Source organism: Mucilaginibacter antarcticus, assembly GCF_042686155.1.
GTDB classification, from domain to species: domain Bacteria; phylum Bacteroidota; class Bacteroidia; order Sphingobacteriales; family Sphingobacteriaceae; genus Mucilaginibacter; species Mucilaginibacter antarcticus.
Genome location: NZ_JBHUON010000009.1, coordinates 128,523 through 155,434 on the forward strand (window position 1 = coordinate 128,523; position 26,912 = coordinate 155,434).

Below are 26,912 nucleotides of genomic sequence, written 5' to 3' on the forward strand. Positions count from 1 at the left end.
TTAACTTTGCCCTTTTTATATTAACATATTTTCAATTGTAATAGGCAATTATTGATAAAGACAGCTATCTTTACAGTGCTTAAATAATAAATACTATTTATTTTTTGCTTATGGATACATCACCTACCTTGTTTAATCAAATAAATATTGTGCCACGTTGGCTCATTTTCACCCTTGATCTTGTTATCAGTTTTGTATCATTAAGTACGTCTTATTTGATTAAAAACAACTTTGATTTTAAAAGTTTCAATCATGTTGAATTTGACAGAAATTTACTGATATATGCTTTTTTAGCTACCATCGTTTTTTTTACACTAAAAACCTTTGCAGGAATAATACGATACACCAGTGCCCAAGACTCTTTCAGAATTTTAACAGCGGTTTTAATTACTAATGGTGCTTTTTTTCTGGTTAATTTAAGCGCAGTAGCCATTAATCATACCCCACTTATATCTAATAGTATATTAATAATTAACTGTTTAACGTGTTTTTTATTAATGGTTACTTACAGGATAGTTGTCAAATACTTTTTTCTTTATATCAAAAACTTAAAACTTGATAAAAAGCGGGTGATCATATATGGTGCAGGAGAGTCTGGAGTGGCAGCAAAAAGGACTTTTGATCATGATAAAAAAGTTAATACCAACATCATAGCGTTTGTTGATGATGACCAAAGAAAAGTAGGGAAAACTATAGATGGTATAAAAATTTTAGATGCGAAAGATTTACCCCAGCTTATAGAAGAACACACTTTAGATGAAGTGATTTTTGCTGCATATACCATTCCTATTGATCAAAAAAATAAAATTGTTGATGCTTGTTTAGAGAATGATGTAAAAGTGCTCAGTGTTCCCTCCCATGACGTATGGAGAAGTGGAAAATTACAATCAACGCAAATCCAACAGATTAATATTGAAGATCTCTTAAACCGAAAATCCATTGAAATTGATATTACTAACATTCAAAAGGAACTTAAAGGAAAAAGAATATTGATAACCGGAGCAGCCGGTTCTATTGGAAGCGAAATAATACGCCAGTTAATTAGGTTTGACACCGATCTGATAATTATGTGCGATCAGTCTGAAACAGCTTTACATCATCTTTATTTGGAGTTAGAAGAGCTTAACAGCGATGCAAATTTCCATGCATTTATTGGCGATGTAAAAGATGAAGCACGCATGACGTACTTATTTGAAACCTACAAGCCTCATTATGTATACCACGCGGCAGCTTACAAGCACGTACCGATGATGGAAGACAACGCTTCTGAGGCTATTAAAACTAATGTTTTAGGTACCAAGACAATAGCTAATATTTCGGTGAAATTTGGTGTTCAGAAATTTGTTATGGTATCGACAGATAAGGCTGTGAATCCAACTAATGTAATGGGCGCCTCAAAACGTATCGCTGAAATTTACGTACAGTCATTAAACAGATCAATAAGTACTAAAGATTTTCAATTTACTAACGGCTTAAGCCATTTAAACGCTACCAGTCGCAATACACGCTTTATTACCACCCGGTTTGGCAATGTATTAGGATCAAATGGGTCGGTTATTCCGCGATTTAGACAACAGATAGAAAAAGGGGGGCCTGTTACTGTTACTCATCCGGAAATAACTAGATATTTCATGACCATCCCTGAAGCGTGTCAGTTAGTTCTGGAAGCAGGGTGTATGGGAAAGGGCGGTGAAATTTATATTTTTGACATGGGTAAGTCTGTGAAAATTATAGAACTGGCTAAACGTATGATACGCTTAGCTGGTTTAGTTCCAAATCAAGACATAAAGATCGAGTATACAGGCTTACGACCAGGCGAAAAGCTATTCGAAGAATTACTAAACGACCACGAGAACACTATGCCGACTCATCATGAGAAAATTATGATAGGTAAAGTGCGCGAGTATTTGTTTGACGAAGTTGAAGGCCAAATACAGTCTTTAATTAACCATGCTAAAAATAATGATGATATGGAGGTTGTTAAATCTATGAAACTAATAGTACACGAGTTCAAAAGCAAGAATTCTGTTTTTGAGGAGTTAGACATGATAACCCAAGCGCTACTAAATGAATAGGATTTTTACAGCAGTTATTTGTATTTTGCTATTAAACTTATCTTGCAGAAAGCAAGTAAAAAGTGAAGTTGAAGTTTACAATAATAATTTTCAGGGTGGTAACTTATCCGGTTTTACCAACGGGATAATCAGCCAGTATAATAGCAACGCTGTACTTGGCCAATATCATAATCAGAATGTGAGCTTAAAGATTGCTGACTTACCCAAACACGATATAGTAACTATAACTTTTGATTTGTATATCCATGACGGTTGGGATGGTAACAAACCTTCACCACTTGGCCCGGACTTGTGGGAAATGCAGGTGGATGGCGATACGTACATAAATGCCAGTTTTTCTAATGATACTTGTTTACCTGGAAATTTTTGCTCTCCGCAATCGTATCCACTAAATTATCCCAATAACTATAGCAACCCTAAAAAGGGCGCTTTTAAAACTGACTTGCCAGGGTTTTGCAGTGTAGTAAGCAATCCTGACAGTACATCCTTATATAAAATAGCAAAGACGTTTAAACATTCTAATAATACGCTTATCATGCAATATGCCGGTAAACTGATGCTGCCAAGCTCATTGGCACCCGAGTGCTCCGAGAGCTGGTCCGTAGACAATATTATTATCAAAGCAATTACTTTATGAGATTTGCAAAAGGTGCTATCGCTACACTTTTTTTTGTTTTAGTTTCTGAATTTTCGTACACCCAATCACTGCCCGTAGGTATAACCGGATTGGAAGATTATTTTAGACGGAGGCAATTAATAGGTACGGTTGATACTAATGTGTCATTTACAATCCGGCCACTAGTTCCCGCAGCGATTGGCCTCAGATCAAATGCTTTTTATCCGGATAGCACCGAAAAAAGGTATAACCTTTTAAATGCAGAAAGTTCATGGATATCACGCAACGGAAAGTTAAGAACTGAAATTCTACCTTTAACGCTACAGAACCAATTTAATAGCCATCACCCCTATGGGTGGAATGATGGAGCCATGATACCGACTAAGGGTTTACAAACTTTAATGAGCGGGGGGATATTTTTAGAATACGGTATGTTAAGTTTGCAGTTTAGGCCGGAAATACTACTTGCAGCAAACTCTGATTTTGAAACCCTTAATAGAAAGCATTACGAGGTTTTTTTTGCACGATACTACGATGTTTACAACAATATAGATTTGCCTGTCAGATTTGGTAAAAATGCATTTGGGGCAGCTTATTTGGGGCAAAGCAGTTTAAGATTAAATCACAAAGCCTTCTCCGTAGGTATTTCTACAGAAAATTTGTGGTGGGGGCCTGGTATAAGAAATTCACTGGTGATGAGTAACAATGCACCCGGCTTTACGCATTTAACTTTAAACACGAGGCGACCAGTTAAAACGCCTATCGGAAGTTTTGAAGGTCAAATTGTTGGGGGACAGTTAATGAATTCTGGTTTTGCACCGTTAACCCCGGATGGTACCTATTTTGGAACAAATTTATACGTGCCTAAGCCAAATGATTGGAGATACTTGACCGGCTTAAGTGTTTCTTGGCAACCTAAGTGGGTTCCGGGGTTATTTTTAGGCCTCACTCAGAGTAAACAAATGTACGGCAAGGACCTTACCAGCATTGGCAACTATTTGCCATTTTACTCATCTGTAAAAGCTGTTGGAGGCCCTGACGATCCGATAAATACAGCTGATAGAAGAACGTCGTTTTTCATGCGTTGGCTTTGGACACAAGAACATGCGGAGATTTATTTTGAATGGGGGCGAAACAATACCAACTCTGACGTACGACAAACTTTGTTGACGCCGGATCATTCGCGAGCTTATATATTCGGTTTACGAAAGCTTTTGAAGGCAGATGTATCTAATAATCAAGGTATATTAATAGGTATTGAAGTAACGCAACTACAGCAAAATTCAATTCAAAAGCTACAGTCTGCTGACGGGATATGGTACGTAAACAAGTATCTAAGACATGGTTACACCAACAATGGCCAGGTTTTGGGCGCAGGCATCGGTCCTGGGGCAAACATGCAATCTTTAGATGTTAGTTGGGTCAAGGGTTTAAAAAAAATTGGTTTGCAGTTTGAACGCTATGTGCATGATAACGATTTTTATAATTATGCATTATATGACAGCGGCGATACCAGAAGACACTGGACAGATTTGAGTTTAACGGCAAACGGCGAATGGAACTATAAAAACTTTATTTTTAACGCTAATATTTCGGCAATAAAATCACTTAATTATCAATGGTACTTAATTCAAAATCCGGGCGACCCTTATTACGTTAAAGGTACGGATGTTTTCAATTTAAGTATTCGCACCGGCGTGTCATACAGGTTTTAATTAGTTATGAAAAGGACATATTTTATATCAGCCATTTTTTGGTTAATTACCTGTTTGCTGTTTAATAATAGTGCAAGTGGGCAAACTATTCCGGTAGGTACACCAGTATTTAATGACTATTATAGAAGGATGCAGTTGTTAAGTAATGTTGACTCAAATCTTTCATTCAGTATACGGCCTATATTTCCCGAATTAAAATTTAAACACAATATTTACGATCCGGACAGTACCCTATCAAAAGATAGTTGGGTTGATGCTGGTCCTGTGTCATTTGCAAAAGGCTCGGGGAGCTTTCAATTGCTCCCTTTTAGCATTCAACAGCAATATAACAGCCACCATCCATATGGCTGGAATGATGAGGTAATGATTCCGGCCAAAGGATATCAAACGCTGGTTAGCGGGGGCTTTTATGTAAGGCTAGGGCTATTAAGTATCCAATTGCGTCCGCAATATGTGTATGCTGCAAATCCTGATTTTGAAGGGTCTTCTTACAATTTTCCTGGTATAGATTTGCCGACACGTTTTGGCAACAGTCAATACCAAAAACTATCGTGGGGGCAAAGCAGTATTAGGTTAACCTTAGGGCCAATTTCCGCCGGTTTGTCTAATGAGAATTTATGGTGGGGGCCTGGTATAAAAAATTCATTAATATTGAGTAATAACGCGCCCGGTTTTAAGCACTTAACCTTAAATACAGTACGCCCGATTAAAACTTTCTTAGGACACTTTGAGGGACAGATTATTTCAGGGCGCCTTGATCCATCAGGGTTACAGACCGAGACTAACGCTTTCGTCCCTGATCCATCTCAATGGCGTTATTTTACCGGATTCAATATCAACTATCATCCTAAGTGGGTACCCGGTTTAACGCTTGGAATTATACGGACGTTTAATTCATACAATCAATACGTAGAAAAGCTCAGCCATTATTTACCATGGTTTTATCCTTATCAAAAAGCCAGTGTCAACAATGCTGACGACCCTATACCGCGGGACCAACTTACAAGTTTATATGCTAGGTGGCTATTTACTGATGCTAAGGCCGAATTGTATTTTGAATACGGTGTAAATGATAATTCTTATGATTTAAGACAATTTATAAACAGACCTGATTTGGCTAGGGCTTACCAATTTGGTTTACGTAAAATGGTATCACTGAATGACCCAAGCAAATATATCTTGATTGAAACCGAGATCACGCAAATGTCGCAATCAATAGATAGGATGGTAGATGGTCATGGTAATTGGTACAGACATCACCAGGTTTTGGCGGGCCACACAAATCGAGGGGAAATTTTAGGCGCAGGTATTGGACCAGGTGGAAATAGTCAATCTATCGACGTTAGTTGGATATATGGATTGAAGCGAATTGGCGTTTCTTTTGACAGATATGAACATGATGCAGAAATTTCAAACATTACGGCTGTAGATATAAATGGTAATAGCCGTAGATGGGTAGATTTTGCATTTGGATTACAGGGCGAATGGAATTACAAAAATTTGATTTTTAACGCCAAACTGCAACACATTAGATCGTTGAATTATCAATGGGTTTTAAAAGATTATAATCCATCAAAATACTACATACCTAATAACGATGTATCTAACTTACACGGCGAATTGGGCGTAACTTTTAGATTTTAGATTCTTTGCGCGTAAGCAACGCGTAAAAACCAAATATTATAATACCTAACAGCATAGCGCCGGGTATAGTAATGTAATATTTAAGAGAATTTTTCTTTAGTGGCAGCTCCGGTTCATCTACAATTTGTACTGTTGGTGTCTCTTGCGCCAGCACTGTTTTACTGGCTTCAAGACTCTTGATAGTTTCGGTATAAGTGCTACTAAGCAATATCTTGTCACGCTCTTTAATCTCAATATTGGCATTTTGACCAGTATATGCCGGGTTGATATCTAAAATACCTTGGCTGGCTGCAGACGCATTATAAGTTTTACGGGTAAGTATCTTTCCAATACTGTCACCTCGTGCTGATAAACGTTGTATATTGGTTCTTAACCTTTTAGTTTTTGTGCTGATATAAAAGTCGGTTGATTCTTTGATCATACGATTGCAAAACAATTGTGCCAGCTTTTCATCCCGCATGGTGGTATTAACTTCAAAAAAACCAAGTTTTTTATCGGTCTTGGCAATAGCAAACTCGCCATCCAAAATGCGCATAATCATTTCATGCAATAAGCTATCCTGCAACCGGGTGTTATTTAAACCCTTAAGCGGGAAACGAATTGTTTTGCCATCTGGGCTGTATTTTAACCACTTTTTGCTCAGTTTATTAACGGCAGCATACTTGTCTGCAAGCGTTTGTATGCTATCATAAGGGGTTAATAATGTAGCTTTAATTAACCGTCGGCTCTTAATTAATTCTTGTACATTATCGCCCGCTAAAATACTATTGCTGCCGCTTAGCGCGTCCATGTTAAGCCCAAATTGACCGGCTAATGCAGACAATCCACCCGCGCCGCCAGCAGATTTTGTGTCATCAACTACAAATGTCAGCCTTGCAGTATAGGTTGGCGCTTTATACCAGGCCAAAAAAGCGCCTAGAGCGGCACTGATGATCAGCGTAATCGCGATAAGCTTTTTAAATTGTAAAACGTATCGAATATCTGCAAACCTGTTGGCAATCAGTTGTTTGAAAGAAAACTCAGGTTCATAAGGGTATTGTGTGTTTTCAGTACTCATCTTTATTTCTTTAATATGGCCACAATACTTACCAAAGCAGTTAATGCCGCTGCTATACCAGCTATATTGCCAAACCCAAGCTGCAATAAATTACTTTCAGGAGCTTTTTCGGGCACTACAATTTTGCTGCCTGGTTTTACTTTTGGGTAGCTGCGGAAAAATAAAAAATGTCCGACAGGTTTATTTAAACCATCAGGGTACTGTATATAAGCGCCCTTTAGCCTGGCATTTTCTGTTGTGCCAGCTGCCGCATTAATGTAATATTTAAAACGCCCTCCATTATAGCTTATAAATTGCGGATTATTAACTGCGCCCGACACTTCTACATAAGATATAACCCGTGGTACATATACGCTATCGCCGGGTAGTAATATCATATCTTTTTTTGCCTGCGGCTTATAGTTTTTAGCAGACAGGTCTAGATTAACGCGTACGCCGTTTCTGTAAATCTGCGCATTTTCAATTGATCCGTAAGGAGTAACGCCACCTGCACGCTGCAAAATGTCCAGCGCTGTTTCATCTCTTTTTTGTACCGGGTAATCGCCCGGAAAAACAACCTCGCCCTTAACAATTACGTTGCCCAGTGCCTGATAATTTACTAAGCGTGGTACATTAATATAATCTAACGGTTGAAGTTCTGTATCGCTACCAGCGTTAGCAGGATTGCTCATGTCGATAATAATGGTTGTTACCTGCTGATTTGATACTGTGTCTGACGCATTTTTAATCACCCTGTTGATCTCGATATGATGCGATGCAGCTTCATCCGAAAAACCGCCGGCCATAGCTACCAAATCAGCCAGTTTTAAGCCTTTACGATAACTGATGATCAGAGGGGTTCTTACATGACCGCCTATAGTTACTTTTGGGTTTGATATAAATGCCTCGCGGTCCAATATCATGACAGAATCTTCGCGAAAAAGCGGGACGTCGCTCTTGCCTGCCATTACGTCGGCAGGTTTAAAAGGGATACTTTCTTTCTCTAAATTTGGTAAGGTACGGTTAATGTATCCCCGCTCTAAATAAGCTTCGGGTTTTAATCCTTGCGCTAACTTCAATAACTGGCTTAATGTAAGGCCCGCAGTTAGCTCATAAACATCAGGGCGATAAACAGAGCCCTCTAATATAATACGGTTGGTGTAACGGTTGGTAATGGCACCTACAGTAACCTTATCACCATTATGCGGGGTATAGTTAGCAAATAAGTTAGCCGGCACGTCTTTTACATCGCGCTGCAGCTCATTTATCTGGTCTACTTTAGCAATACCCGTGTAGGCTACATCTGTAAATCCACCAGCATAGCTGATCAGATCATCCAGGTGTTCGTCATCCTTTAATTCATAAATGGCCGGGTTTTTTACCTCGCCGCTAATACCAACCCGTTTTTTATAAACCGGTATTTGTATCACATCCTGATCTTCTAACCGAATATTTCCTTCCTGTACACCACTTTGTAAAAAGCTGTAAAAATCGATAGTTTTATAGAGCTTATTGTTCCTGATCAACTTTATATACCTTAATGAACCATTAGCATTTGGCCCGCCAGAGTGGTATAACGCATTTGGAAAAGTAGCTAATGACGACAGGGTATATGACCCCGGCGTTCTCACCTCGCCTTTTACAGTAACCCTGATGCTGCGTGTAGTACCCAAATTAACCGTTAGGTGCGTTTGGCCAGAGCTTAATGCAGGATAAATTTTTGTTAGCTTACTTTTTAACACACTTGTGGCCTGCTCAATGGTTAAGCCGCTAACCTGCGTTATACCGGCAAATGGTATTTGCAAGGCCCCGTCAGGTGTCACTGTCGACTCCAGGTTTTTTTCGTTTAGCCCGGTGAGTAATATCAATACTTTGTCGCCCGGGCCCAATACATAGCTTTTAGGTGTTGCTATGGTAAAATTCGGCTCAAATGTTATGGCTTGCTTAAAAAATTGAGACCCATATATTTCAAGCGATTTTCTAGTTGTTGTATCAATTTTGCGCTCAAGGGGCTTGGGCTTTACTACCAGGTCTATAATGTCCCTTTGGGAGCCTGTTTTTTGTTTTTCTGTGGATACAACAGCTTTCGGCGTTGTTTTTTTGTTTAAACCCAAGAGCACAACCCTATTTTTGAAAGCTTCTATTTGATCTGCAGGTACTCCTTTTTGCATCATAGCAGCGTAGGCTTGTTGTTCTGATAGGCCGGAGTCTTGAATTTTTTTCCAGGCTTGTGCTATCTGTTCATCGCTTGCCTGGCTTACCTGCATTGACTTTAAATCGCTTAGGCTTTGGGCCGTGCCTGATAGGGAAGCAAATGTTAGAATTAAAGATAAGGTATAAATAAACTGTTTAACACTCATGGGTAGATTGAAGTTAGCGTAATATGTTGCAAATATAAAATATATTTATCGTCATAAAGATATGGTCATCATGGAGTGTATACAGCTGTGCGTTATGATGATTTTTTAGCCAACGTTGTTTTTAGCATTAATAGCTATCCGGTAAGCTTCCAAAGTTTGTTCGGCGGCTTTGCGCCAAGTATGCATGGTTAAAATGCGTGTTAAAAATGTTTCATTAAATTGTGCTTTACTGGCTCGCTCAACAGCTTGCTTTATACTACCGATGTTCTCCGGCGAGCAATAAAAAGCATCGTCACCGAAATAATCATAGGTGTCCCCCTTGTCGGTTACAACAATATTGCAACGCATTAAGGCTGCTTCTAACGAGCTTAGGCCCGTGGTTTCAAACCAACTTGCCAAAACATGCACTTTGGCAAGTTGATAGTATTTAACTAATTCGTCATGTGGCACTCTGTTTAAAAAAGTGACGTTAGGTGCTGCGGCATTACGGCACTGCTGGTAGTATTTAGGCTGATTAGGTGATGCGGCACCAATTAACACAAGCTTGTATTTGGTGTTATTTAAGGCTTTAATTAAGTTAAGCTGGTTTTTTCTTTTCTCAATACGTCCTACGCAAATAATCAGGTCACCGTCCTTTGTGATGGCGTCATTAAACGGAAATTTCTCTGCATTGATACCGTTAGTAACTACATGATCTTTAATATTTGCTGTGTAAAGCTTTTTAACACGATTAAGCTCTGATATAGAGTTTGGTAGAATAATATCCGCACTTTCTAATGCCTCGATAATACTTTTGCGTTGGCCCTTAACAATAAAATTTCTGATAGGTAATTTCTCTTTCCGGCGTATCCACCGGGTGATAGTTCTTAGGTAGTCTTTACTATCTTCTGATAAACTTGCAAAAACGGATGCTAAACCTCTTTCGTTATACTTATAGTAATCCCCGTAAAGACAGTGTATAGTAGATATTGCAAAAGGTTTGTTGGCTGCTTTGCTATGATGCAATATGGCTGATGGCCTGGTGATGTGAAAAAAGTTTATTAAATCATACTTTTCATACTGTATAACATCATTTGATGTTAAAATGTCCACTTCAACGCCCAAGGCTATCAATTGCTTTGCTGTTTGATCAATTTGTACAGTATCGCCACCAGTAATTTGATACAAATTGGGTCTTACAATAAAGGCTATTTTCATATTAACATATCACGTACCATTTTTCTTCTTGCTAACTTAAGCTGCAAAAAGGCCGAAGTTAGCCATAATTGCTTATAAGTCAAATTGTGTGTATTTTGTTTTAGGCCTTAAATTATAATATAGCCGACAATTTGTTGATTAAAAAAAACAATTGTCGGCTATTTATGTATTATAAAAGTAATTGGTCATGACATCTTAACTAGCGAATTATAATGTTTTCATTGATTATGCTTTTAACCAATTAAACTAACACTTAAAGTGGGTTTTTTTTTTGATTTTGGCTTCAGGATATTTGTTTTGTTGAAATCTATTGAAAATATATACTGATATTGAGGTAAAAAAGATTAATTTTGCGCATTAAAGGTCAATACACTTATACCTTATATTACATCTGCCAGATTAATCCGTAAAGGGATTTAACGTTTATATGAAGAAAAAGATTTACATTGCTGGTGCGGGTGGTATGCTTGGCGAAGCATTTTACCGCATATTTAGAGATGAATACGATATAAAATGCACAGATAAAGATGTAAACGAGGAGTGGCTAAGTTTTCTGGATTTTAGAAATTTTGAAGCCTACAAGAAGGATGTTGAAGCTTTTAAACCCGACTATCTTTTTCATTTGGGCGCATATACAGATCTTGAATATTGCGAACTTAACTTGGACGATACCTATCTTACCAATACAACTTCAGTAGAAAACGCTGTATTTATAGCCAACAAATTAAATGTTCCTTTGCTTTACATAAGCACTGCTGGCATATTTGACGGAACAAAAGATTTTTATGACGATTGGGATGAGCCGAACCCGCTTGGCCATTACGCCCGTTCAAAATACATGGGCGAGCGTTATGTACGCGAGAATGCTACCCGCTTTATAATTTGCCGCGCCGGTTGGATGATGGGTGGCGGGCCAGAAAAGGATAAGAAATTTATTAGTAAGATAATAAAGCAAATTGCTGCCGGTAAACGCGAACTAAATATCGTTAACGATAAAGATGGAACACCGACATTCACGGTTGACTTTGCTAAAAACGTAAAATTACTGCTTGAGCGCGAATACTGGGGGCTATATAACATGGTTTGTAATGGCGAAACCAGTAGATATGAGGTTGCTAAAGAACTGGTGAGTGTACTTGGTTTACAAGACGCTGTTGTAGTTAATGAGGTATCATCAAGCTTTTTTAACGATGTATATTTTGCACCCAGACCTCCGTCTGAACGATTGGTAAACAAAAAGCTAGACTTGCGTAGCATGAACATTATGCAAGACTGGAAGATTGCGCTTAAAGAATATATTGACGTTTACTACACTGATTACTTAACCGAAAACAATATTTATCCGGCTAAAGAATTCATTTCGCTGTAAATATTTGTAGATGCGTATTGCTGCTTTCGGCTTCAGATCAATCCCTTTAGCAAAAGGAGCTGCCGGTGCAGATAAATTCGCCCTCGAATTATTTCCTCGCCTTGTACAAAGAGGCCATTCTGTAGTTGCTTATAACAGGCAGTATCCTGATGTTTTTATTGATGTTACCGAGTATAAAGGGGTAAAGATTAAAACCTTTAAAACTATTTCAAAAAAAGGGTTTGACACACTTTTGCATTCCTTTAAATGTACCTGTGATATTATAGTTAGCAATACTGCCGACGTTGTACATATACAAAACGGTGGTAATAGTATTTGGGCGTTACCTTTACGCTTATTTGGCAAAAAGGTATTTATCAGCCAGGATGGTGTTGATTGGAAACGCGATAAATGGCCTTGGTATGGTAAGCTATACTTAAAGATAGCTTCCTTTATTACAGCACATTTCCCCAACGAAGTCATATTTGACAATGTAATAGCTAAAAAGCTTTTTGAAGACAAATTTAAAAAGCAATTTAAGTTTATCCCCTTTGGCAGCGAGGTTGAAGCGGGTGAGGGCAATACAACCATTTTAGAAGAAATTTGCCTCGAGAAAGGCAGCTACTATTTATTTGTTGGCCGTTTTATACCTGATAAGGGCCTGCATTATTTGGTACCCGCTTTTAAAAATTCAAACTCAAGCAAAAAGCTGGTTTTAGTGGGTGGGTCGCCAAACCCGTCACCATACGAAAAAGAACTGTTAGCTATGGCCAATGATCAGATCATTTTCCCGGGATATATTTACGGTGAAGATACTAATACGTTGATACGTAACGCTTATTGCTATATTCAGCCATCGGATGTTGAGGGGCTTTCGCCCGTAGTGCTAACAGTTATGGGCCTTAATGTACCTATGATAGTAAGTGATATTGACGAAAATAAATATGCGGTATTAGATACTGTAAGGATGTTTAAGCAAGGAGATATAGCGTCGTTGACCGACCAAATAAGTTACTGCGAGTTGAACTACCCTAATATGGTGCAGCTAGCTCAAAAAGCAAGCGACAGAGCATTGAGCGTATTTAATTGGGAGAAGGTGGCCGATGAACACGTAGAAGTGTTTTTAAATAGTTAAACTGCTTTTTTAAATACTTCAATTAATTGCAAGGCTGCTTGGTGCCATGAAAAATTTTTGAGCCGAACCCGCCCTTTTTCAATCATTGACTTTCTTAAATTCTCATCATCCATTGCCGACGTGATAGTAGCTGTTATGTCCGCAATATCAAACGGATTAAACGTCAAAACCGCTTCGCCGCCAATTTCTGGCAGGCAGGTATTATTTGCTATCAGCACAGGCAGGCTATGGCTAAACGCCTCAAGCACCGGTATGCCAAATCCTTCGTTTATTGATGGGAATACGTATAACAATGCATTTATGTAAAGCTGTTCTACCCCGCTGTCAGGTAAATAGCCTGTTAATACAACGTCGTTACTTAATTGCCTTGCATGTATAGTTTCAATAATGTGTTGATAAGCGTTTTCCAGTTTATTAGATGGATACGCGCCCGCCAGCACAAGTTTTAAGTAAGGGTATTTAACTTTTATTTTGCTAAATGCTTCAATAAGTGCCGGGATGTTTTTTCGCTTAAACATGGATCCCACATGCAATAAATAATTTTTAGGGGTTATTGAAAATGTTTGTAAAACCACATCATCACCTTTCAGTCCCTGTGTTCCCCAACTTTTGGGGCCTTCGTAAATTACAACCAGTTTATCGTTTGGGATATTGGTGTAACGGTTAATCTGTTTTTTTGACCACTCGCTAGGGGTAATTACAAATGCTGATTTTCTGGCAGCAGGTAAAGCAGTGTTTTTATATAGCCATAGCCACAGCCTGCCATAATTTTCCGGTGTTTCAAAAAAGAAAGCGTCGTGAAATACAGGTACGGTTTTAAACCCTAGTTGTAATAGTGGTACAACATTATCAGTGCAGAAAACGATATCCGCTCCGCAGAAAAATGCTTTAAACGGTAGCGCAAGTTGTTTCCATAACTGATATCTACCATGCTCTATAAGTGTTAATATTTTATTAGTGCCAGTATATACAGGTATTGTCGTATCTAAATATAGAAATCTAACCTGCGGATCATTAATCTGCTTAAACGCTTTAACCAATTCTGTCAGGTAAGTTTTGGTGCCGGTTTTTGCCACCTGCAGGTCACGTATATCAATTGCTATGGTTATTGGTTTTGACATTGCTAAATAGCGTCCCGGCTTTTAATTAATTTGGCAGGTATGCCCGCTATTATAGAATTTAAAGGGAAGGATTGATTTACCACACTCCCGGCTGCTACCACGCAACCATCGCCTAAAGTGACGCCTGCTAAAACAGTGACGCCACCACCCAGCCAGCAATTATTGCCTATGCTAACAGCTTGTTTAGTAACTCCCTGGTCTTTTATATTGTGGTTAATATCAGCAAAATTGTGATTTTCTGAAAATACCTGAAGGTTGGGGCCGGTTATTACGTCGTCGCCTATATTTATACCTCCCTGGCCACCTAAAAATGCACGTGCGCCAATGCCGGTACGGTTACCAATTGTAATGCCAATGCCCCGGTGTGCTATAACGCCGGTGCAAAATATAATCGAGTCGCGGGCGATAGAAACATTATCCCCAAAAGTAATACCATTATCCGATAGAGCGTTAATGCTTACATTATCATCCAAAATCAAATTTTTTCCTGCAGATATTTTGTAGCCATGTTTTACCTTAATGTTGCTGCCTGCAAATACAAACCCAGCCGATCTTTTAAGACATGGCTTTAAAAACAAACCTCGTATTAACTGACAGAACCTATCGCCGGCAATAACAAAAAGATCGCGGTTACTGTGCGATGATTCTAACTTATAGTCAGGGTCATTTTTTAGTTTGCGTATCAGTTTTTCAATCATGTTGTTGCAGGTTGCAATTTATTTGAATGTTGTTGCATAATGACACTTATAAATAGGCCTGACAATAGCCAGTTCATGTAAGACAGATATGATGATGATTCTACCTCGGATGTCAGCATAGGTATAATAAAACCAATTTTGATCAATAAAACCGCCATACAAATCTTTCTTTCTTTGCCTTTAAGCCTCTTTACCCATTTAAGGCCCATTTTAATAAATAAAATGTAGATGGTCAGATATAAAAGTAAGGCAATTATGCCGGCTTGTACCCCAATTATTATAAATTGATTTTCGCCGCCTACGTTTTCGCCGAATGTGCCGGCCACGCGTCCAGATGTGCCTAGCCCAAGCCCAAGCGGACTTTGTATCATGGCCATTATTCCCTCAATCCATTCTACAAGATGCCCCACACTTGATGGGTTGCTAAAATCTATAGTGTTTACAAATACCTCTATTATACCGGTGTGGTTTTGTTCAAATTGAGCGAACAGATAAGCAGCATAAACAGCGCCTATAAGTACTGCCGTGTGTACGGTATAGGTGATAAACCTTTTGTATGTAATTAACGCATAAACATATATTATCAAGCAGTAACTAGCCAGCGGCGCCCGCGAAAACGAAAACACGATACAAAATAATGTTGCCAGCAGGGCTGTCCAACCCATCAGTTTTGCTTTAAAACGGCCATTATCCCGTGTCAGCAATGCAAGTATAACAGCTAAAGCAAGCAGGGTAGCCGCTGCCAGTTCAAGCGGGTTTGCATAAAAGCTGGCAAACCTACGATACCCCCCTTCAGATTCAAATGTGGTGGTTAGGCCAAAGCTGCCATTAGGTTCAATATTAAAAAAGTAATAACAATACTCGGCAAATCCGGTATATAGTTGCAGTTGTTGTTGCATCAATACTTCTACCGTTAATACTGCGCCGGCGCCAATAGTAAGTAAGGCAATGTAATTAAAATACTTATTAATGTAAATAGCCTTGGGGTCAAATAAGCGGCCAGTAAAATAAGCAACAATGTAAAATGATGTGCTTTTAAATGCCAGTAGCCTTTTCAAAAAGCCATGCTCGCCTATTGGTAAAATCACATATAAAAAAGTATACCCCAAAAATGCAAAAATCAGGTAATCTATTAAATGAAATTTAGGCCGCTGACGTAGCGACATTACATTGAGGGTTAAAACACACAGCACCATTACCTCTTTAAAAAATTGAAATGCCGGTATAATAGCCTTCAATCCCAACAAAAAAGTAACGGACATTGCCGTGGTATACATGGATAAACCAAAGATCAAAAAAATGAATATACCATCGCCCTTACCCCTGTACACTTCGCGCAGCGCCACAACAAACGAAATGATAAAAATGAGTGGGAAAATAAACATGCCTGAGCTATAATTTTAAGGCCAAATTAGGCTTTTTGAAGTGAAAATCCCTTCTTTCACCCCTTTAAAAACAAAGCTGGCTTTAGCATTGCGCCTTCTAAGTTTAAAATAAAACCAAACCGCGCTGTAATAAATAAGCCCGCTTATGATGTAAATCGGATAGCAGATAACATTACCGTATTTGCGCAAAAACCATATGCGATTGCGTGTAACATAGTAATGTATAACAGGGCTCAAAAAACCTTCCTGCCGTTCTACTTTGGCCGACACACCTGCTTCATGATACATCTTAGTAAAAGGCAGATAATGCAGTTCATAGCCAACTTGACGCAATCTGAATGATAATTCAACATCCTCATAATAAAGAAAAAACAGCTTGTTAAACAAACCGCTTTTTAACAGCGCCGCATTACGGATAAGCATACAGCAGCCGGTTACCCATTTGGCATCCTGAGATTGATCATTTATGCCCGGTATGGTTTTGTCAGAATAGTTTAGGCCCAGCAAGGTGTTAAAGCCGCCCCTGCCGTTCCATATTTTAGTTTTGTTGTGCAGCCAGTAAATGGCAGGTTGCACTGCGGCAACCTGTGGGTGATTATTTAAATGCGTGCTTAAGACGGTGATGATATCTTCGTCAACCAAAGTGTCGGTATTTATTACTAATGAATAAGAATATCCCTTGTCTATACTGTATTGTAAGGCCTGATTATTGCCTTCTGCGAAGCCCAGGTTTTCTTTGTTGTTTAGGTAGGTAATATCCGGGAATTGCGCTTTCAGTGTGGTTAAAGAATTATCTGTCGAACCATTGTCGGCAACTATAATATCATACAACATTTTATTGCAATACCGGTGTATTGAAAGTATACAGTTGGCAGTATGCACCGGGGTGTTCCAATTAAGCAATATAACAGCAACCGGTTTAGCCATGGTTTACAGGTTTTTTAATAAGATATTCTGAGAAAAGTAATGCTACAGATTCTACAAAAATAGTAAACCCACCTATGTATAAATAGTTGTTTGAGTCAGATAGCAGGAAAGCCAAAGCGGATGCAATAAACAACAGGATAGTGGAGATACGGAATAGATACACAGTATTGTTTTTTAAAAGCAGATCAAGTATATTAATTACATTAAAGGCCGATATTACGGGTACAAATGCCATTACCCTTAAAAGCCTAATCGAGTTTGTGTTATGTTCGCCGGATAGGATGTAGACGATAAAGTCAGCCAACACAAATATTGTTATCGCGCCGGCAAAGAACACGCCGGCCAAAAGATATTTGGTTTTGCGGCGGTATATTATCCACCTGTCAAGGCTCTCTTTGTAAAGCTGTACAGCCTTAGGATAAAATGCATTGGCAACAGTATTAATAAGGTTGCGGCATTGGCTAATAACCCTATAGCATAAAGAGTAAGCGCCCAGCAGCTCAGACCCACCCCACGTTAAAGCAAATATAATTACAGACTGTTGCAGGTGTGCTGAAATGTTATTTACCGTCAAATAAAAATTGGTGCGGGTAATAAGTAACAAATTTGCATTTGATGGCCTAATATAAAATAGTTTAAACCGCCTGATTAAATACACCAACAAGAAGGTATACGTTATAACATTGCCTATCCCTAAAATAAAATTCACCCAGGGCGCATCATCAGGTTTCTTAATCAAAATAAACATTGCTGCAACGGCTATAATGTTTACAACCAGGTTGTAAATATTATAGATCTTTATTTTTTCTATGCCAATAAAAAAACATAGAGGGTTAAATACTTCGGCCAGTACAATAGGCGTTGATAATAAAATAAATCCATAAGAGCTTATATGAAACCAGTATAGCACAAATAAGCCAATTAAAAAAAGGACGAAAATAATGCCCCGTATCCATAAAGTATTGCAAAAAACAGCACTTAGTTTTGGCAGGTCATTTACATGGTAAGCTGTGTCGCGCACGCCAGACTGCCCTGTGCCGTAATTAATAACGGTACCTGCCAATGTCGCAAATTGGTAAGCAGCCATTACAATACCAAAACCTTCTAAACCAACACTAGCCGTTATTATGCGCAGTGTAATAAACAGCAATAACAAATTAGATAATTGTATACTGCTTAAATTAAAGAAGTTTGACAGGACATTGGTTGCCCTCAACTTTTTATAAGAGCTAATTAAGCGTTTCAAATTTTATGGTTGTTGCCGCAAATTTAAGTTTATTTAACGCTAAACCTGCAAAAGGTAAATCAAGTTATTAAACTTCCCATACAATATCCTGCTTCAATACCTTGCCGCCGGTTAATATGCTGTTTTGTTGTGTGTAGGTTTTTGTTAGGGTAGCGTTTGCAGCAATTACATTTCCGTCGCCAATATTGGTGCCTTTTAATATGAGGCAACGGCAGCCTATCCATACGTTGTTACCTATGGTTATAGCTTTAGCGGGGTTTAAAATAACACCTGCCTTATCTTTTATTTTATGAAAGTCGTCATCTATAATTAAAATCTGCCATGACAATAAACAGTTGTTGCCAATGCTTACATGTTTATTGCAAATTATAGCTGTCTCGGCGGTTATAACAACGTTGTTGCCAATTTTAAGTGTGCCATTGGGGCCTACGTCTAGTTTACAGCCGTGGCCAATATTAGCCTTCCCGTCAAATATTATAGTGCCTCTATTTTGGAATTTACTGCGTGATTTTAGCCTGTCAAATACCCCGATATCCCCGTACCCTATAGTGATCATACCGGGTGTTATTTCGCCATTGATTATCACCTGCCCCATTGCGGCAGAAATGTAGCAGTTACGGCTTACCCATATGGGCAACTTTACAGCATCGCTAAACGGAAAGTATTTAAAATTTATTCTAAGTGTTTTAAAATTGACCTTTAAAAGCGTTTTTATAAATATTTTTACTCCCATGTCTAATACGTGATGCCTGTGCTTTATGCAACAAATTTAGCTTAATATAAATATTGTTATCGTAATACACCAAATAAAATGGTGCAACGGTAATTTTAGGTTATAGCCATTTAAATATTATTATCTTCGCAAATCAATATTTTCGTCGATGAATTTTCTAAGCCCGGATATTAAAGATCTTAAACAATTAGGCAAAAACAAACAAAAAGAATACGCTAATGCAAAACCCTTCCCTAATATTGTTTTAGACAGCTTTTTTAACGAAGAAATGCTCAGTCAGGTACTGACTGATTTTCCGGATCTTTCAAAAAAAGCGGATATCATTAACTACGATAATCACAACGAAAAAAAACTGGCAGCTAAAGGCGAGGCGCATTTTAGCGATAACACAAAAGCCTTAGTGCATTATTTAAACTCGCAGCCAGTATTGGAGTTTTTGCAGGAGCTTACCGGTATTAAAGAAACCTTACTGCCTGATCCTTATTTGCTGGGCGGGGGATATCACGAAATTAAACCGGGCGGTATGCTAAAAATACACGCCGATTTTAATAAACACGAGACCACCTGGCTTGACAGGCGGATTAACCTACTGGTTTACTTAAATAAAGATTGGGACGAATGCTACGGTGGACATTTTGAACTTTGGGATAAAGATTTGACCAGGTCATTTCAAAAAATCTTGCCGCTGTTTAACCGGGTCGCCATTTTTTCGACTACTGATTTTTCTTATCATGGTCATCCAAATGCATTAACCTGCCCGCCCGATAGAAGCCGAAAATCATTAGCATTATATTATTACAGCAATGGCCGCCCTAAAAGCGAGGTAAGCAAAAATCCCCACGCTACTATTTTTAAAGACCGGCCAGGTGTAATGGGCGACACAGTTAAAGACCCTATAACTTTAAAAGATGTTGTCCGCGAACTTACGCCACCTATAATTTATAATACTATCAAAAGAGCAGTAAAAGGCGATAAATAGCCATAATTATAGATATCCTTTAGTTTATGATAAATAATATAATAGTATTTGGAGCTTCCGGCCAGTTAGGTCAGTGTATTGAAAAAGAGGCCACCCGGCAAGGCGTTGAAGGTATTGTTTTCCTGCCTGAAATAGGAGCCAACATATTGGATACTGACGGATTGGCTAAACTATTTGAGCAATATAAGCCCGCATATGTCATTAACTGCGCCGCCTACACCGCTGTTGACAAAGCCGAAGACGACGTTGAACTTGCTGAAAAGATAAATAAAACCGGTGCCGAAAACCTTGCCGTACAATGTCAAAAAAATGCGGCCGTATTGATCCACGTATCTACAGATTTTGTATTTAAAGGCGATGCCGCCACCCCACGTATAGAAACTGACAAAACCGCCCCAATAAGCGTTTATGGCCAAACTAAATTGGATGGCGAGCTGGCTGTAGCCGCAGCATTGCCTGCTCATTTTATCATTCGCACCGGCTGGTTGTACTCTGAGTATGCTAACAACTTTGTTAAAACTATGATAAAGCTGGGTAACGACAGAGATGAGCTACGCATTATAGCTGATCAGGTAGGCACGCCAACTTATGCTATTGATCTGGCAGGGTTTATTCTTTTGACTATCACTAGCCAAAGCAAGGCTTACGGCACTTACCATTATAGTAACGAGGGCGTAACGTCATGGTTTGATTTTGCACGCGCCATCTTTGATATATCGGCAACGCCGGTAAAAGCAATACCTATCCGTACAGATGAGTATCCAACCAGGGCTACCCGCCCAAGCTACTCTGTAATGGACAAAACCAAAGCTAAACAGACATTTAAAATTGAAATACCATACTGGAGAGACAGCCTTGTAAACTGCATAGGCAAGCTTCAGCAGCAATAAAACCATATCCATGAAAGGAATAATTTTAGCAGGCGGATCAGGCACCAGGCTGTATCCGATAACCAGGGCCATTAGTAAACAACTGATGCCGATTTATGATAAGCCGATGATTTATTATCCGCTATCGGTATTAATGCTGGCTGATATTAAAGATATTTTAATTATCACCACGCCCGAGGATAGTGATAGCTTTAAACGGTTATTAGGCGACGGAAAAGAACTGGGTTGCAATTTTGAGTACGCTGTTCAAACTGTGCCAAATGGTTTGGCCCAGGCTTTTGTAATTGGCGAAAAATTTATTGGCAATGACAAGGTAGCCTTAGTTTTAGGCGATAATATTTTTTATGGCAGCGGTTTTAGTAAACTAATTCGCAGCTTTAACACCGTTGAGGGTGCCGCGGTATTTGCCTACCCGGTTGCAGATCCTGAGCGCTACGGCGTAGTTGAGTTTGATGAGAATTTTAAAGCTTTATCTATTGAAGAGAAGCCGTTAGAACCCAAATCAAATTTTGCGGTACCCGGCTTGTATTTTTATGACAACACCGTTGTAGAAATTGCTAAAAATTTAAAAATGTCGCCGCGTGGCGAGTACGAAATAACAGACGTAAACAAACACTACCTTGAGGCAGGCACGCTACAAGTTGGCGTTATGGACCGGGGCACGGCCTGGTTAGATACCGGTACATTCGACTCGTTAAGCGATGCCAGTGAGTTTGTGCGTGTGATAGAAAAACGCCAGGATACCAAGATCGGTTGTATTGAAGAGATTGCTTACCGCATGGGTTTCATCACCAGGCAGCAACTGTCGGATATCGCTCAAAAATATATTAAAAGCGGTTACGGTCAGTATTTGTTAAGGTTGATTAAGTAGTCATTTTTCAAAAATCATTTACAAGGCGGGGATCACATCCTCGCCTTTTTTTTGTTTGTGATTTTTTGTTTCGAATCACGCAGCGCGCAATTTATATTCCGGTTATCAATATATTATAAGCATTACAACAACCCATCAACTTTCTCGCCAACAACTTCATCCGGCGAAAGCCAAACCATGTCCTGATCTTTTCTGAACCAGGTGAGCTGGCGTTTGGCGAAACGGCGGGTGTTTTGTTTGATCATTTCTACGGCTTTATCAAGCGTGATCTTGTTGTCTAAATACGCAAACACTTCGCTGTAACCAACGGTGTTAAGCGCATTTAGGTGACGATAAGGCAGTAGCGTCTCTACCTCGTCTACCAAACCGTCTTTTACCATCATATCTACCCGTTTATTGATGCGGTTATATAATACCTCGCGGGGCAAATCCAACGCTATTTTCAGAATGTTAAAGGGGCGGGTGTTCACCTTAGCTTTACGGTATGACGAAAATGGATTGCCGGTTTGCCGATACACCTCTAAGGCACGGATAACGCGCTGTGGGTTATTAATATCAGCCGAAGCGTAATAGGCAGGGTCGGCCTGCTTAAGTTTGTCCTGTAAGGGGATTATGCCATATTGCGCCAACTCCGTATTTAACTGCTCGCGGATGGCCGGTTCAGCTTGGGGAATGTCATCAAAACCTTCGCACAATGCTTTGATGTACAAGCCCGATCCGCCTACCAGTATTACTTTATCATGGCTTTTAAAAAGTTCATCCAACAAAGCCAGACCCTGTTTTTCAAAGTCGCCTACAGAAAATGGTTCGGTAACAGCATGCGAGTCGATAAAATAGTGTTTAGCCTGCCCAAGCTCTGCCGGCGTAGGTTTAGCCGTACCTATGGCCATCTCCCTAAAAAACTGCCTTGAGTCGGCCGAAACAATCACCGTATGGTAATACTGCGCCAGCCTGATAGCCGCCGCTGTTTTGCCTGATGCGGTTGGCCCGGCAATTACAATGAGGGATTTAGTTGGTTGGTCCACATTTATTATACAAAAACGTCATTGCGAGGAACGAAGCAATCTCTACAAAGGACAGTCAATATGCCGAATAATAGCCGGGGCGTAATGCCTTTAACTAAAGTAGCACACATTGATTAACGTATGTAGAGATTGCTTCGTACCTCGCAATGACGCGTGGTGAATATGTTATTTTGTTATATCTAATAATCATCTTTAGACGATCTGCTGTCGTCTTCAAAACTATCGTCGTCGGCAAACTCGCTGCCAAATTCATCTTCTTCTCCGCCTTCATCATCCCCGCTGATTATAGCTTCGCCGGTTTCGTCCACCTCGCTAAAATCTACGGTATCTTCATGGCTAATACTCATTTCATTCAAAAAGTCAAACTCGCCCGGGTCTTCGGCAGTAGCTGCGGTTTCAGCATCGGCCACGGTAACAAACTGTCTTGGCGCATCGCCGGTTGATTTTATAACGGCCGGATAGTCAACGCCGGGAGTTTCGTCTAAAATGATTTTCACCAGCTCCACATGGAAATCAAAGGGGCGGTCAAAGTTAAAAGTGTAGTAAAATTTCTGATGCGGATCATCAATACGGCTGCTCATTTTTACCTTATCCATCAGCGCTACACCACGGTCAATACGGCGTTGGTTAGGCAGGTATGATATTTCTTCGCCTTTTAGCCATTGGTCATTGCTAACATAAAAAGACGACGAGTAGTCTGCATTGTAACCAGTTGATTTGTGTATTGCCCGGTGAAGATCTTCAAACGTTTGCGTTGATTTGATATCAATCACGCGCGAAACATCATCGTAATCTTCAAAAGTAACTTTGAATCTGTAAAGTGCCATTGTATATTAAAAGTGGATTTTAACGTAAAAGTAATATTTTAATTTTGTTTCAGCTTGCCACAACTTTTAAGCCAATTTCTTGGCCGGCCTTAATTGTAAACGCAATTACCTCGTCGCGCTGGTTAGGTATTTCGCCTTCAAGTATGGCTTCGCGTATTTTATTTTTGATGATACCTACCTCGCGGCCCTCTTTAAGGCCAAACAGTTGCATAATATCTGTACCGGTAACAGGGGGCTGCCAATTGCGTATACTGTCGCGCTCTTCAACGTCTTTTAATTTTTGTTGTACCAGCTCAAAATTGTTGCGGTACTTTTTAACCTTGTATTCGTTTTTGGTGGTAACGTCTGCTTTACACAACAGCATTAGCCCCTCAATATCATCGCCTGCCTCAAACAACAACCTGCGCACGGCCGAATCTGTAACAACCGACTGCGACAAAACAATGGGCCTTAAATGTAGCTGAACCAGCTTTTGCACTTGTTTCATTTTTTCGTTAAGCGGCAGTTTTAGCTGCGCAAAGATCTTTGGCACCATGCGGGCGCCCTTATCCTCGTGTCCGTGAAATGTCCAGCCGTGGCCGGGCTCAAAGCGCTTGGTAGCGGGTTTGGCTATGTCATGCAGTATGGCCGCCCAGCGTAGCCAAAGGTCGTTAGTGGTTTCGCAAATATTGTCTAACACCTGCAGGGTGTGGTAAAAGTTATCCTTATGGCCCTTGCCGTCAATATAATCAACCCCGTAAAGGGTAACCATTTGCGGAAAGATCTTATGCAGCAGCCCGGTATCAAACAAATAGTTAAAGCCAATAGATGGTACAGGCGACAGGATGATCTTATTCAGTTCGTCGGTTATCCGCTCCTGCGATACGATGCTGATGCGGTCCTTATTGTCTTTAATTGCCTGTACAGCCACCTCGTCAATCCTGAAATTTAATTGCGATGCAAACCTGATAGCACGCATCATCCGCAACGGATCGTCAGAAAAGGTTTCGATAGGGTTAAGCGGCGTACGGATCAGTTTTGCTTCCAGGTCCTTGATGCCCTCAAAGGGGTCAACCAGCTCCCCAAAAGTGTTGGGGTGTAAAGAAATAGCAAGTGCATTGATGGTGAAGTCGCGGCGCATCTGGTCCTCTTCCAGCGTGCCATCCTCAACAATAGGCTTACGCGAGTCGGCCCGGTACGATTCTTTTCGCGCGCCAACAAACTCTACCTCCAGGTCGTTGTATTTTAATGATGCCGTTCCGAAATTTTTATAGACGGCCGCTTTAACCTTAAGCTTAGCAGCAATCTTCTCAGCAAAATCAACCCCATTACCAATAATAACCAGGTCGATATCTTTGGATGTGCGCGCTAAAAAAATATCGCGCACAAAACCGCCAATGGCATATACCTGCAGGTTTAATTGCCCGGCAAGCTCAGATATAACAGTAAAAACGTGATGCTTTAAATGCTCTTTCATTAAAATGCAAAGCTAGTAAAATTACGGGTTTACACACGCTGTCATTGCGAGGCACGAAGCAATCGCACGCTGTAACGTTCGCTATTGCTTCGTGCCTCGCAATGCCAGACTTTAGTTGTAATGACTTCTATGTAGCATAATACAACGTTTAGCTAAATAATTATTTAGCTTCGGTAGCAAATTTTTAGGTTGATACAGTATATCGGCACAGTAAAGCGACTGTGAAGAGATTATCAGCGCGTGCTATAACCCTATATGTACTGTAGTAAAAAAATTAGGCGGTACTACTATGTTTTTTTATAAATTGCTTTAAAAGAGATTGATAAGGTATTGCCAGATGAAAAGAGAATTAATAGCCGGTTTAATATGCTGCCTTTGCAATTTCAAAATTCAAGCCCAAAGTACCAAGCAAGCCTTTTCAGATTTGAAAACCCTCAATTACACTGTTGAGAGCGCTCCTGATTGGACTAACGCTTTAATCCGACAGTCGGGCTGGTTCGGTGGCGATGGTATCTTTACCATTCCGATGGATGGGATTGAACATCGTGCGGCAAGGGGCAAGGTCCTTTTTATATTTAGCGACAGCATGATAGGGGGCATAAACGACGGTAAGCTTAAGCCTGGATCGACCATGATTCATAATGCAGTGGCTATTTTAGATGGTAAGGAGCGAGGAGCCGCAAAGCTGAAATTCTACTGGAGAAAAGGTAAAGGGGACAAGGCCGAATCCGTATTTATCCCGAAGACAGCTAAAACGGAGAATGGTGATTATCTTTGGTTAGGTGATGGTTTTGTAAATAAGGAATTAAATAATGATCTGTTTATTTTCGCATATCGCATTACAAATGTCAGCAATGCCGCTTTTGGTTTTAAGGAAGTGGGTAACGTCTTAATTAAGATCCCCGCAGGTGACAAATCGCCTTATCATGCCCAGAAACAAGAAGATACTCCGTTTTATATACCAGACAAAGGTGAGGGGGGCGGCTCTTTTGGGGCAGGTATTTATGTCAATACAAAGAGTGCCGGAGCGCCGGCCCCAGATGGTTTTGTTTATGTATACGGAGTTATTGGAAAATGGAAGCAGGTATTGGTTGCCCGGGTGTTGCCGCAATATTTTGAAAAGTACGATAGGTGGACGTACTGGGACGGAAAAGCATGGGTAGGTGATGTACGTAAGGCAGAGAAGATAGCCGATTGGGTATCAAACGAATTAAGCGTATCACCATTGCCTGACGGGCGCTACGCCATGATATTTCAAGTTGGTGCCATGACAAAGGACATCGGGCTGCGAATTGGTACAACACCTTACGGTCCCTTTGGCCCGGCAATAAAGATTTGGGATTGCACCAGCGACTTAACCAACAAGCATTACTTCGTTTACAATGCCAAAGCTCATCCCAGCCTATCAAAGCCCGGCGAGTTGATCATATCCTATAATATCAACTCCACAGACTTTTTTAAAGACCTGCCTTCTGATCCCAACATGTATCGCCCAAGATTCATACGACTCAAGTTACAGTAACAAAGAGTGATGCCTCCCGTTGGTCCGGACTTATAATCCCGGACCATCCGCGAGGGGATTTGCAATCCCCTGGTATTATGCTTAGGCGGATTGCAAATCCGCATCT

The 26,912-nt window shown here is 39.9% G+C and carries 22 protein-coding genes; 10 read left to right on the forward strand and 12 right to left on the reverse strand.

Going from position 1 to position 26,912, the window contains the following annotated elements:
• Positions 1-110: 110 nt before the first annotated feature.
• The 4 genes from ACFSYC_RS09690 to ACFSYC_RS09705 are packed head-to-tail and all read left to right on the forward strand — an operon-like array spanning position 111 to position 6,050.
• On the forward strand, positions 111-2,075 hold the full coding sequence (locus ACFSYC_RS09690; protein ID WP_377126385.1) for a polysaccharide biosynthesis protein: 1,965 nt from the start codon (positions 111-113) through the stop codon (positions 2,073-2,075).
• Positions 2,068-2,712, forward strand: coding sequence for a hypothetical protein (locus tag ACFSYC_RS09695; protein WP_377126388.1), 645 nt, complete (start codon positions 2,068-2,070; stop codon positions 2,710-2,712). The genes ACFSYC_RS09690 and ACFSYC_RS09695 overlap by 8 nt, the downstream gene beginning before the upstream one ends.
• Positions 2,709-4,406 carry a capsule assembly Wzi family protein gene (locus tag ACFSYC_RS09700; protein WP_377126391.1) on the forward strand — a complete coding sequence of 566 codons (1,698 nt, stop codon included), beginning with the start codon at positions 2,709-2,711 and terminating at the stop codon, positions 4,404-4,406. Before ACFSYC_RS09695 ends, ACFSYC_RS09700 begins: the two co-directional genes overlap by 4 nt.
• 6 nt (positions 4,407-4,412) lie before the next feature.
• Positions 4,413-6,050 (forward strand): capsule assembly Wzi family protein, encoded by a 1,638-nt coding sequence (locus ACFSYC_RS09705; protein WP_377126394.1) that lies wholly within the window; start codon positions 4,413-4,415, stop codon positions 6,048-6,050.
• On the opposite strand, the gene ACFSYC_RS09710 is transcribed toward ACFSYC_RS09705, so the two are convergent.
• From ACFSYC_RS09710 to ACFSYC_RS09720, 3 genes are all read right to left on the reverse strand, one after another.
• The gene (locus ACFSYC_RS09710; RefSeq protein WP_377126397.1) at positions 6,040-7,107 is read right to left on the reverse strand and encodes a hypothetical protein; all 1,068 of its coding nucleotides are present in this window, start codon (positions 7,105-7,107) and stop codon (positions 6,040-6,042) included. The genes ACFSYC_RS09705 and ACFSYC_RS09710 overlap by 11 nt on opposite strands.
• A gap of 2 nt (positions 7,108-7,109) precedes the next feature.
• Positions 7,110-9,446, reverse strand: a complete 2,337-nt coding sequence (locus tag ACFSYC_RS09715) for an SLBB domain-containing protein (RefSeq protein WP_377126400.1) — start codon at positions 9,444-9,446, stop codon at positions 7,110-7,112.
• Between the two features lie 105 nt (positions 9,447-9,551).
• Positions 9,552-10,643 (reverse strand): glycosyltransferase family 4 protein, encoded by a 1,092-nt coding sequence (locus ACFSYC_RS09720; protein ID WP_377126403.1) that lies wholly within the window; start codon positions 10,641-10,643, stop codon positions 9,552-9,554.
• A gap of 427 nt (positions 10,644-11,070) precedes the next feature.
• On the opposite strand from ACFSYC_RS09720, the gene ACFSYC_RS09725 reads away from it, so the two are divergent.
• Together ACFSYC_RS09725 and ACFSYC_RS09730 are read left to right on the forward strand one after the other, a co-directional pair.
• Positions 11,071-12,012 carry an SDR family oxidoreductase gene (locus ACFSYC_RS09725; RefSeq protein ID WP_377126406.1) on the forward strand — a complete coding sequence of 314 codons (942 nt, stop codon included), beginning with the start codon at positions 11,071-11,073 and terminating at the stop codon, positions 12,010-12,012.
• Between the two features lie 10 nt (positions 12,013-12,022).
• Positions 12,023-13,126, forward strand: a complete 1,104-nt coding sequence (locus ACFSYC_RS09730; RefSeq protein ID WP_377126408.1) for a glycosyltransferase — start codon at positions 12,023-12,025, stop codon at positions 13,124-13,126.
• Here the strand turns inward: ACFSYC_RS09730 and ACFSYC_RS09735 are convergent.
• The 6 genes from ACFSYC_RS09735 to ACFSYC_RS09760 all read right to left on the reverse strand — a co-directional run bounded on the left by ACFSYC_RS09735 (position 13,123) and on the right by ACFSYC_RS09760 (position 19,236).
• On the reverse strand, positions 13,123-14,247 hold the full coding sequence (locus ACFSYC_RS09735) for a glycosyltransferase family 4 protein (RefSeq protein ID WP_377126411.1): 1,125 nt from the start codon (positions 14,245-14,247) through the stop codon (positions 13,123-13,125). The genes ACFSYC_RS09730 and ACFSYC_RS09735 overlap by 4 nt on opposite strands.
• Positions 14,248-14,249: 2 nt before the next feature.
• Entirely contained in the window at positions 14,250-14,945 is a 696-nt protein-coding gene (locus ACFSYC_RS09740; protein WP_377126414.1) for an acyltransferase, read from the reverse strand.
• The gene (locus ACFSYC_RS09745) at positions 14,942-16,330 is read right to left on the reverse strand and encodes an O-antigen ligase family protein (protein ID WP_377126417.1); all 1,389 of its coding nucleotides are present in this window, start codon (positions 16,328-16,330) and stop codon (positions 14,942-14,944) included. The genes ACFSYC_RS09740 and ACFSYC_RS09745 overlap by 4 nt, the downstream gene beginning before the upstream one ends.
• Positions 16,331-16,345: 15 nt before the next feature.
• A complete protein-coding gene (locus ACFSYC_RS09750) occupies positions 16,346-17,257 on the reverse strand; it encodes a glycosyltransferase family 2 protein (protein ID WP_377126420.1) in 912 nt (303 codons plus the stop codon).
• Complete coding sequence (locus ACFSYC_RS09755; RefSeq protein ID WP_377126423.1) at positions 17,250-18,503, reverse strand: oligosaccharide flippase family protein; 1,254 nt, start codon at positions 18,501-18,503, stop codon at positions 17,250-17,252. The genes ACFSYC_RS09750 and ACFSYC_RS09755 overlap by 8 nt, the downstream gene beginning before the upstream one ends.
• Before the next feature lie 67 nt (positions 18,504-18,570).
• The gene (locus ACFSYC_RS09760) at positions 18,571-19,236 is read right to left on the reverse strand and encodes an acyltransferase (RefSeq protein WP_377126426.1); all 666 of its coding nucleotides are present in this window, start codon (positions 19,234-19,236) and stop codon (positions 18,571-18,573) included.
• A 148-nt stretch (positions 19,237-19,384) separates the two neighbouring features.
• Between ACFSYC_RS09760 and ACFSYC_RS09765 the strand changes: the two genes are divergently transcribed.
• The 3 genes from ACFSYC_RS09765 to rfbA are packed head-to-tail and all read left to right on the forward strand — an operon-like array spanning position 19,385 to position 21,976.
• Positions 19,385-20,215 (forward strand): 2OG-Fe(II) oxygenase, encoded by an 831-nt coding sequence (locus ACFSYC_RS09765; protein WP_377126429.1) that lies wholly within the window; start codon positions 19,385-19,387, stop codon positions 20,213-20,215.
• Positions 20,216-20,241: 26 nt separating this feature from the next.
• Positions 20,242-21,105 (forward strand): dTDP-4-dehydrorhamnose reductase, encoded by an 864-nt coding sequence (gene rfbD, locus ACFSYC_RS09770; protein ID WP_377126432.1) that lies wholly within the window; start codon positions 20,242-20,244, stop codon positions 21,103-21,105.
• Between the two features lie 10 nt (positions 21,106-21,115).
• Positions 21,116-21,976, forward strand: coding sequence for a glucose-1-phosphate thymidylyltransferase RfbA (gene rfbA, locus ACFSYC_RS09775; protein ID WP_377126435.1), 861 nt, complete (start codon positions 21,116-21,118; stop codon positions 21,974-21,976).
• Positions 21,977-22,098: 122 nt separating this feature from the next.
• Here the strand turns inward: rfbA and miaA are convergent, their stop codons facing one another.
• The 3 genes from miaA to ACFSYC_RS09790 all read right to left on the reverse strand — a co-directional run bounded on the left by miaA (position 22,099) and on the right by ACFSYC_RS09790 (position 25,284).
• Positions 22,099-23,001 carry a tRNA (adenosine(37)-N6)-dimethylallyltransferase MiaA gene (miaA, locus tag ACFSYC_RS09780; protein ID WP_377126438.1) on the reverse strand — a complete coding sequence of 301 codons (903 nt, stop codon included), beginning with the start codon at positions 22,999-23,001 and terminating at the stop codon, positions 22,099-22,101.
• 179 nt (positions 23,002-23,180) lie between these two features.
• A complete protein-coding gene (locus tag ACFSYC_RS09785; RefSeq protein WP_377126441.1) occupies positions 23,181-23,828 on the reverse strand; it encodes an IS1096 element passenger TnpR family protein in 648 nt (215 codons plus the stop codon).
• 49 nt (positions 23,829-23,877) lie between these two features.
• Positions 23,878-25,284: a CCA tRNA nucleotidyltransferase gene (locus ACFSYC_RS09790; protein WP_377126444.1), complete on the reverse strand. Its 1,407-nt coding sequence runs from the start codon at positions 25,282-25,284 to the stop codon at positions 23,878-23,880.
• A 337-nt stretch (positions 25,285-25,621) separates the two neighbouring features.
• On the opposite strand from ACFSYC_RS09790, the gene ACFSYC_RS09795 reads away from it, so the two are divergent.
• The gene (locus tag ACFSYC_RS09795; protein WP_377126447.1) at positions 25,622-26,806 is read left to right on the forward strand and encodes a DUF4185 domain-containing protein; all 1,185 of its coding nucleotides are present in this window, start codon (positions 25,622-25,624) and stop codon (positions 26,804-26,806) included.
• Positions 26,807-26,912 lie beyond the last annotated feature (106 nt).

Coding starts and splice junctions, on each gene's coding strand:
- ACFSYC_RS09735 (WP_377126411.1), bottom strand. CDS start 14,247: ATGTCAAAACCAATAACCATAGCAATTGATATACGTGACCTGCAGGTG.
- ACFSYC_RS09790 (WP_377126444.1), bottom strand. CDS start 25,284: ATGAAAGAGCATTTAAAGCATCACGTTTTTACTGTTATATCTGAGCTT.
- ACFSYC_RS09750 (WP_377126420.1), bottom strand. CDS start 17,257: ATGGCTAAACCGGTTGCTGTTATATTGCTTAATTGGAACACCCCGGTG.
- ACFSYC_RS09715 (WP_377126400.1), bottom strand. CDS start 9,446: ATGAGTGTTAAACAGTTTATTTATACCTTATCTTTAATTCTAACATTT.
- ACFSYC_RS09710 (WP_377126397.1), bottom strand. CDS start 7,107: ATGAGTACTGAAAACACACAATACCCTTATGAACCTGAGTTTTCTTTC.
- ACFSYC_RS09760 (WP_377126426.1), bottom strand. CDS start 19,236: ATGGGAGTAAAAATATTTATAAAAACGCTTTTAAAGGTCAATTTTAAA.
- ACFSYC_RS09700 (WP_377126391.1), top strand. CDS start 2,709: ATGAGATTTGCAAAAGGTGCTATCGCTACACTTTTTTTTGTTTTAGTT.
- ACFSYC_RS09725 (WP_377126406.1), top strand. CDS start 11,071: ATGAAGAAAAAGATTTACATTGCTGGTGCGGGTGGTATGCTTGGCGAA.
- rfbD (WP_377126432.1), top strand. CDS start 20,242: ATGATAAATAATATAATAGTATTTGGAGCTTCCGGCCAGTTAGGTCAG.
- ACFSYC_RS09690 (WP_377126385.1), top strand. CDS start 111: ATGGATACATCACCTACCTTGTTTAATCAAATAAATATTGTGCCACGT.
- ACFSYC_RS09705 (WP_377126394.1), top strand. CDS start 4,413: ATGAAAAGGACATATTTTATATCAGCCATTTTTTGGTTAATTACCTGT.
- ACFSYC_RS09720 (WP_377126403.1), bottom strand. CDS start 10,643: ATGAAAATAGCCTTTATTGTAAGACCCAATTTGTATCAAATTACTGGT.
- ACFSYC_RS09765 (WP_377126429.1), top strand. CDS start 19,385: ATGAATTTTCTAAGCCCGGATATTAAAGATCTTAAACAATTAGGCAAA.
- rfbA (WP_377126435.1), top strand. CDS start 21,116: ATGAAAGGAATAATTTTAGCAGGCGGATCAGGCACCAGGCTGTATCCG.
- ACFSYC_RS09695 (WP_377126388.1), top strand. CDS start 2,068: ATGAATAGGATTTTTACAGCAGTTATTTGTATTTTGCTATTAAACTTA.
- ACFSYC_RS09795 (WP_377126447.1), top strand. CDS start 25,622: ATGAAAAGAGAATTAATAGCCGGTTTAATATGCTGCCTTTGCAATTTC.
- ACFSYC_RS09730 (WP_377126408.1), top strand. CDS start 12,023: ATGCGTATTGCTGCTTTCGGCTTCAGATCAATCCCTTTAGCAAAAGGA.
- ACFSYC_RS09745 (WP_377126417.1), bottom strand. CDS start 16,330: ATGTTTATTTTCCCACTCATTTTTATCATTTCGTTTGTTGTGGCGCTG.
- ACFSYC_RS09785 (WP_377126441.1), bottom strand. CDS start 23,828: ATGGCACTTTACAGATTCAAAGTTACTTTTGAAGATTACGATGATGTT.
- ACFSYC_RS09740 (WP_377126414.1), bottom strand. CDS start 14,945: ATGATTGAAAAACTGATACGCAAACTAAAAAATGACCCTGACTATAAG.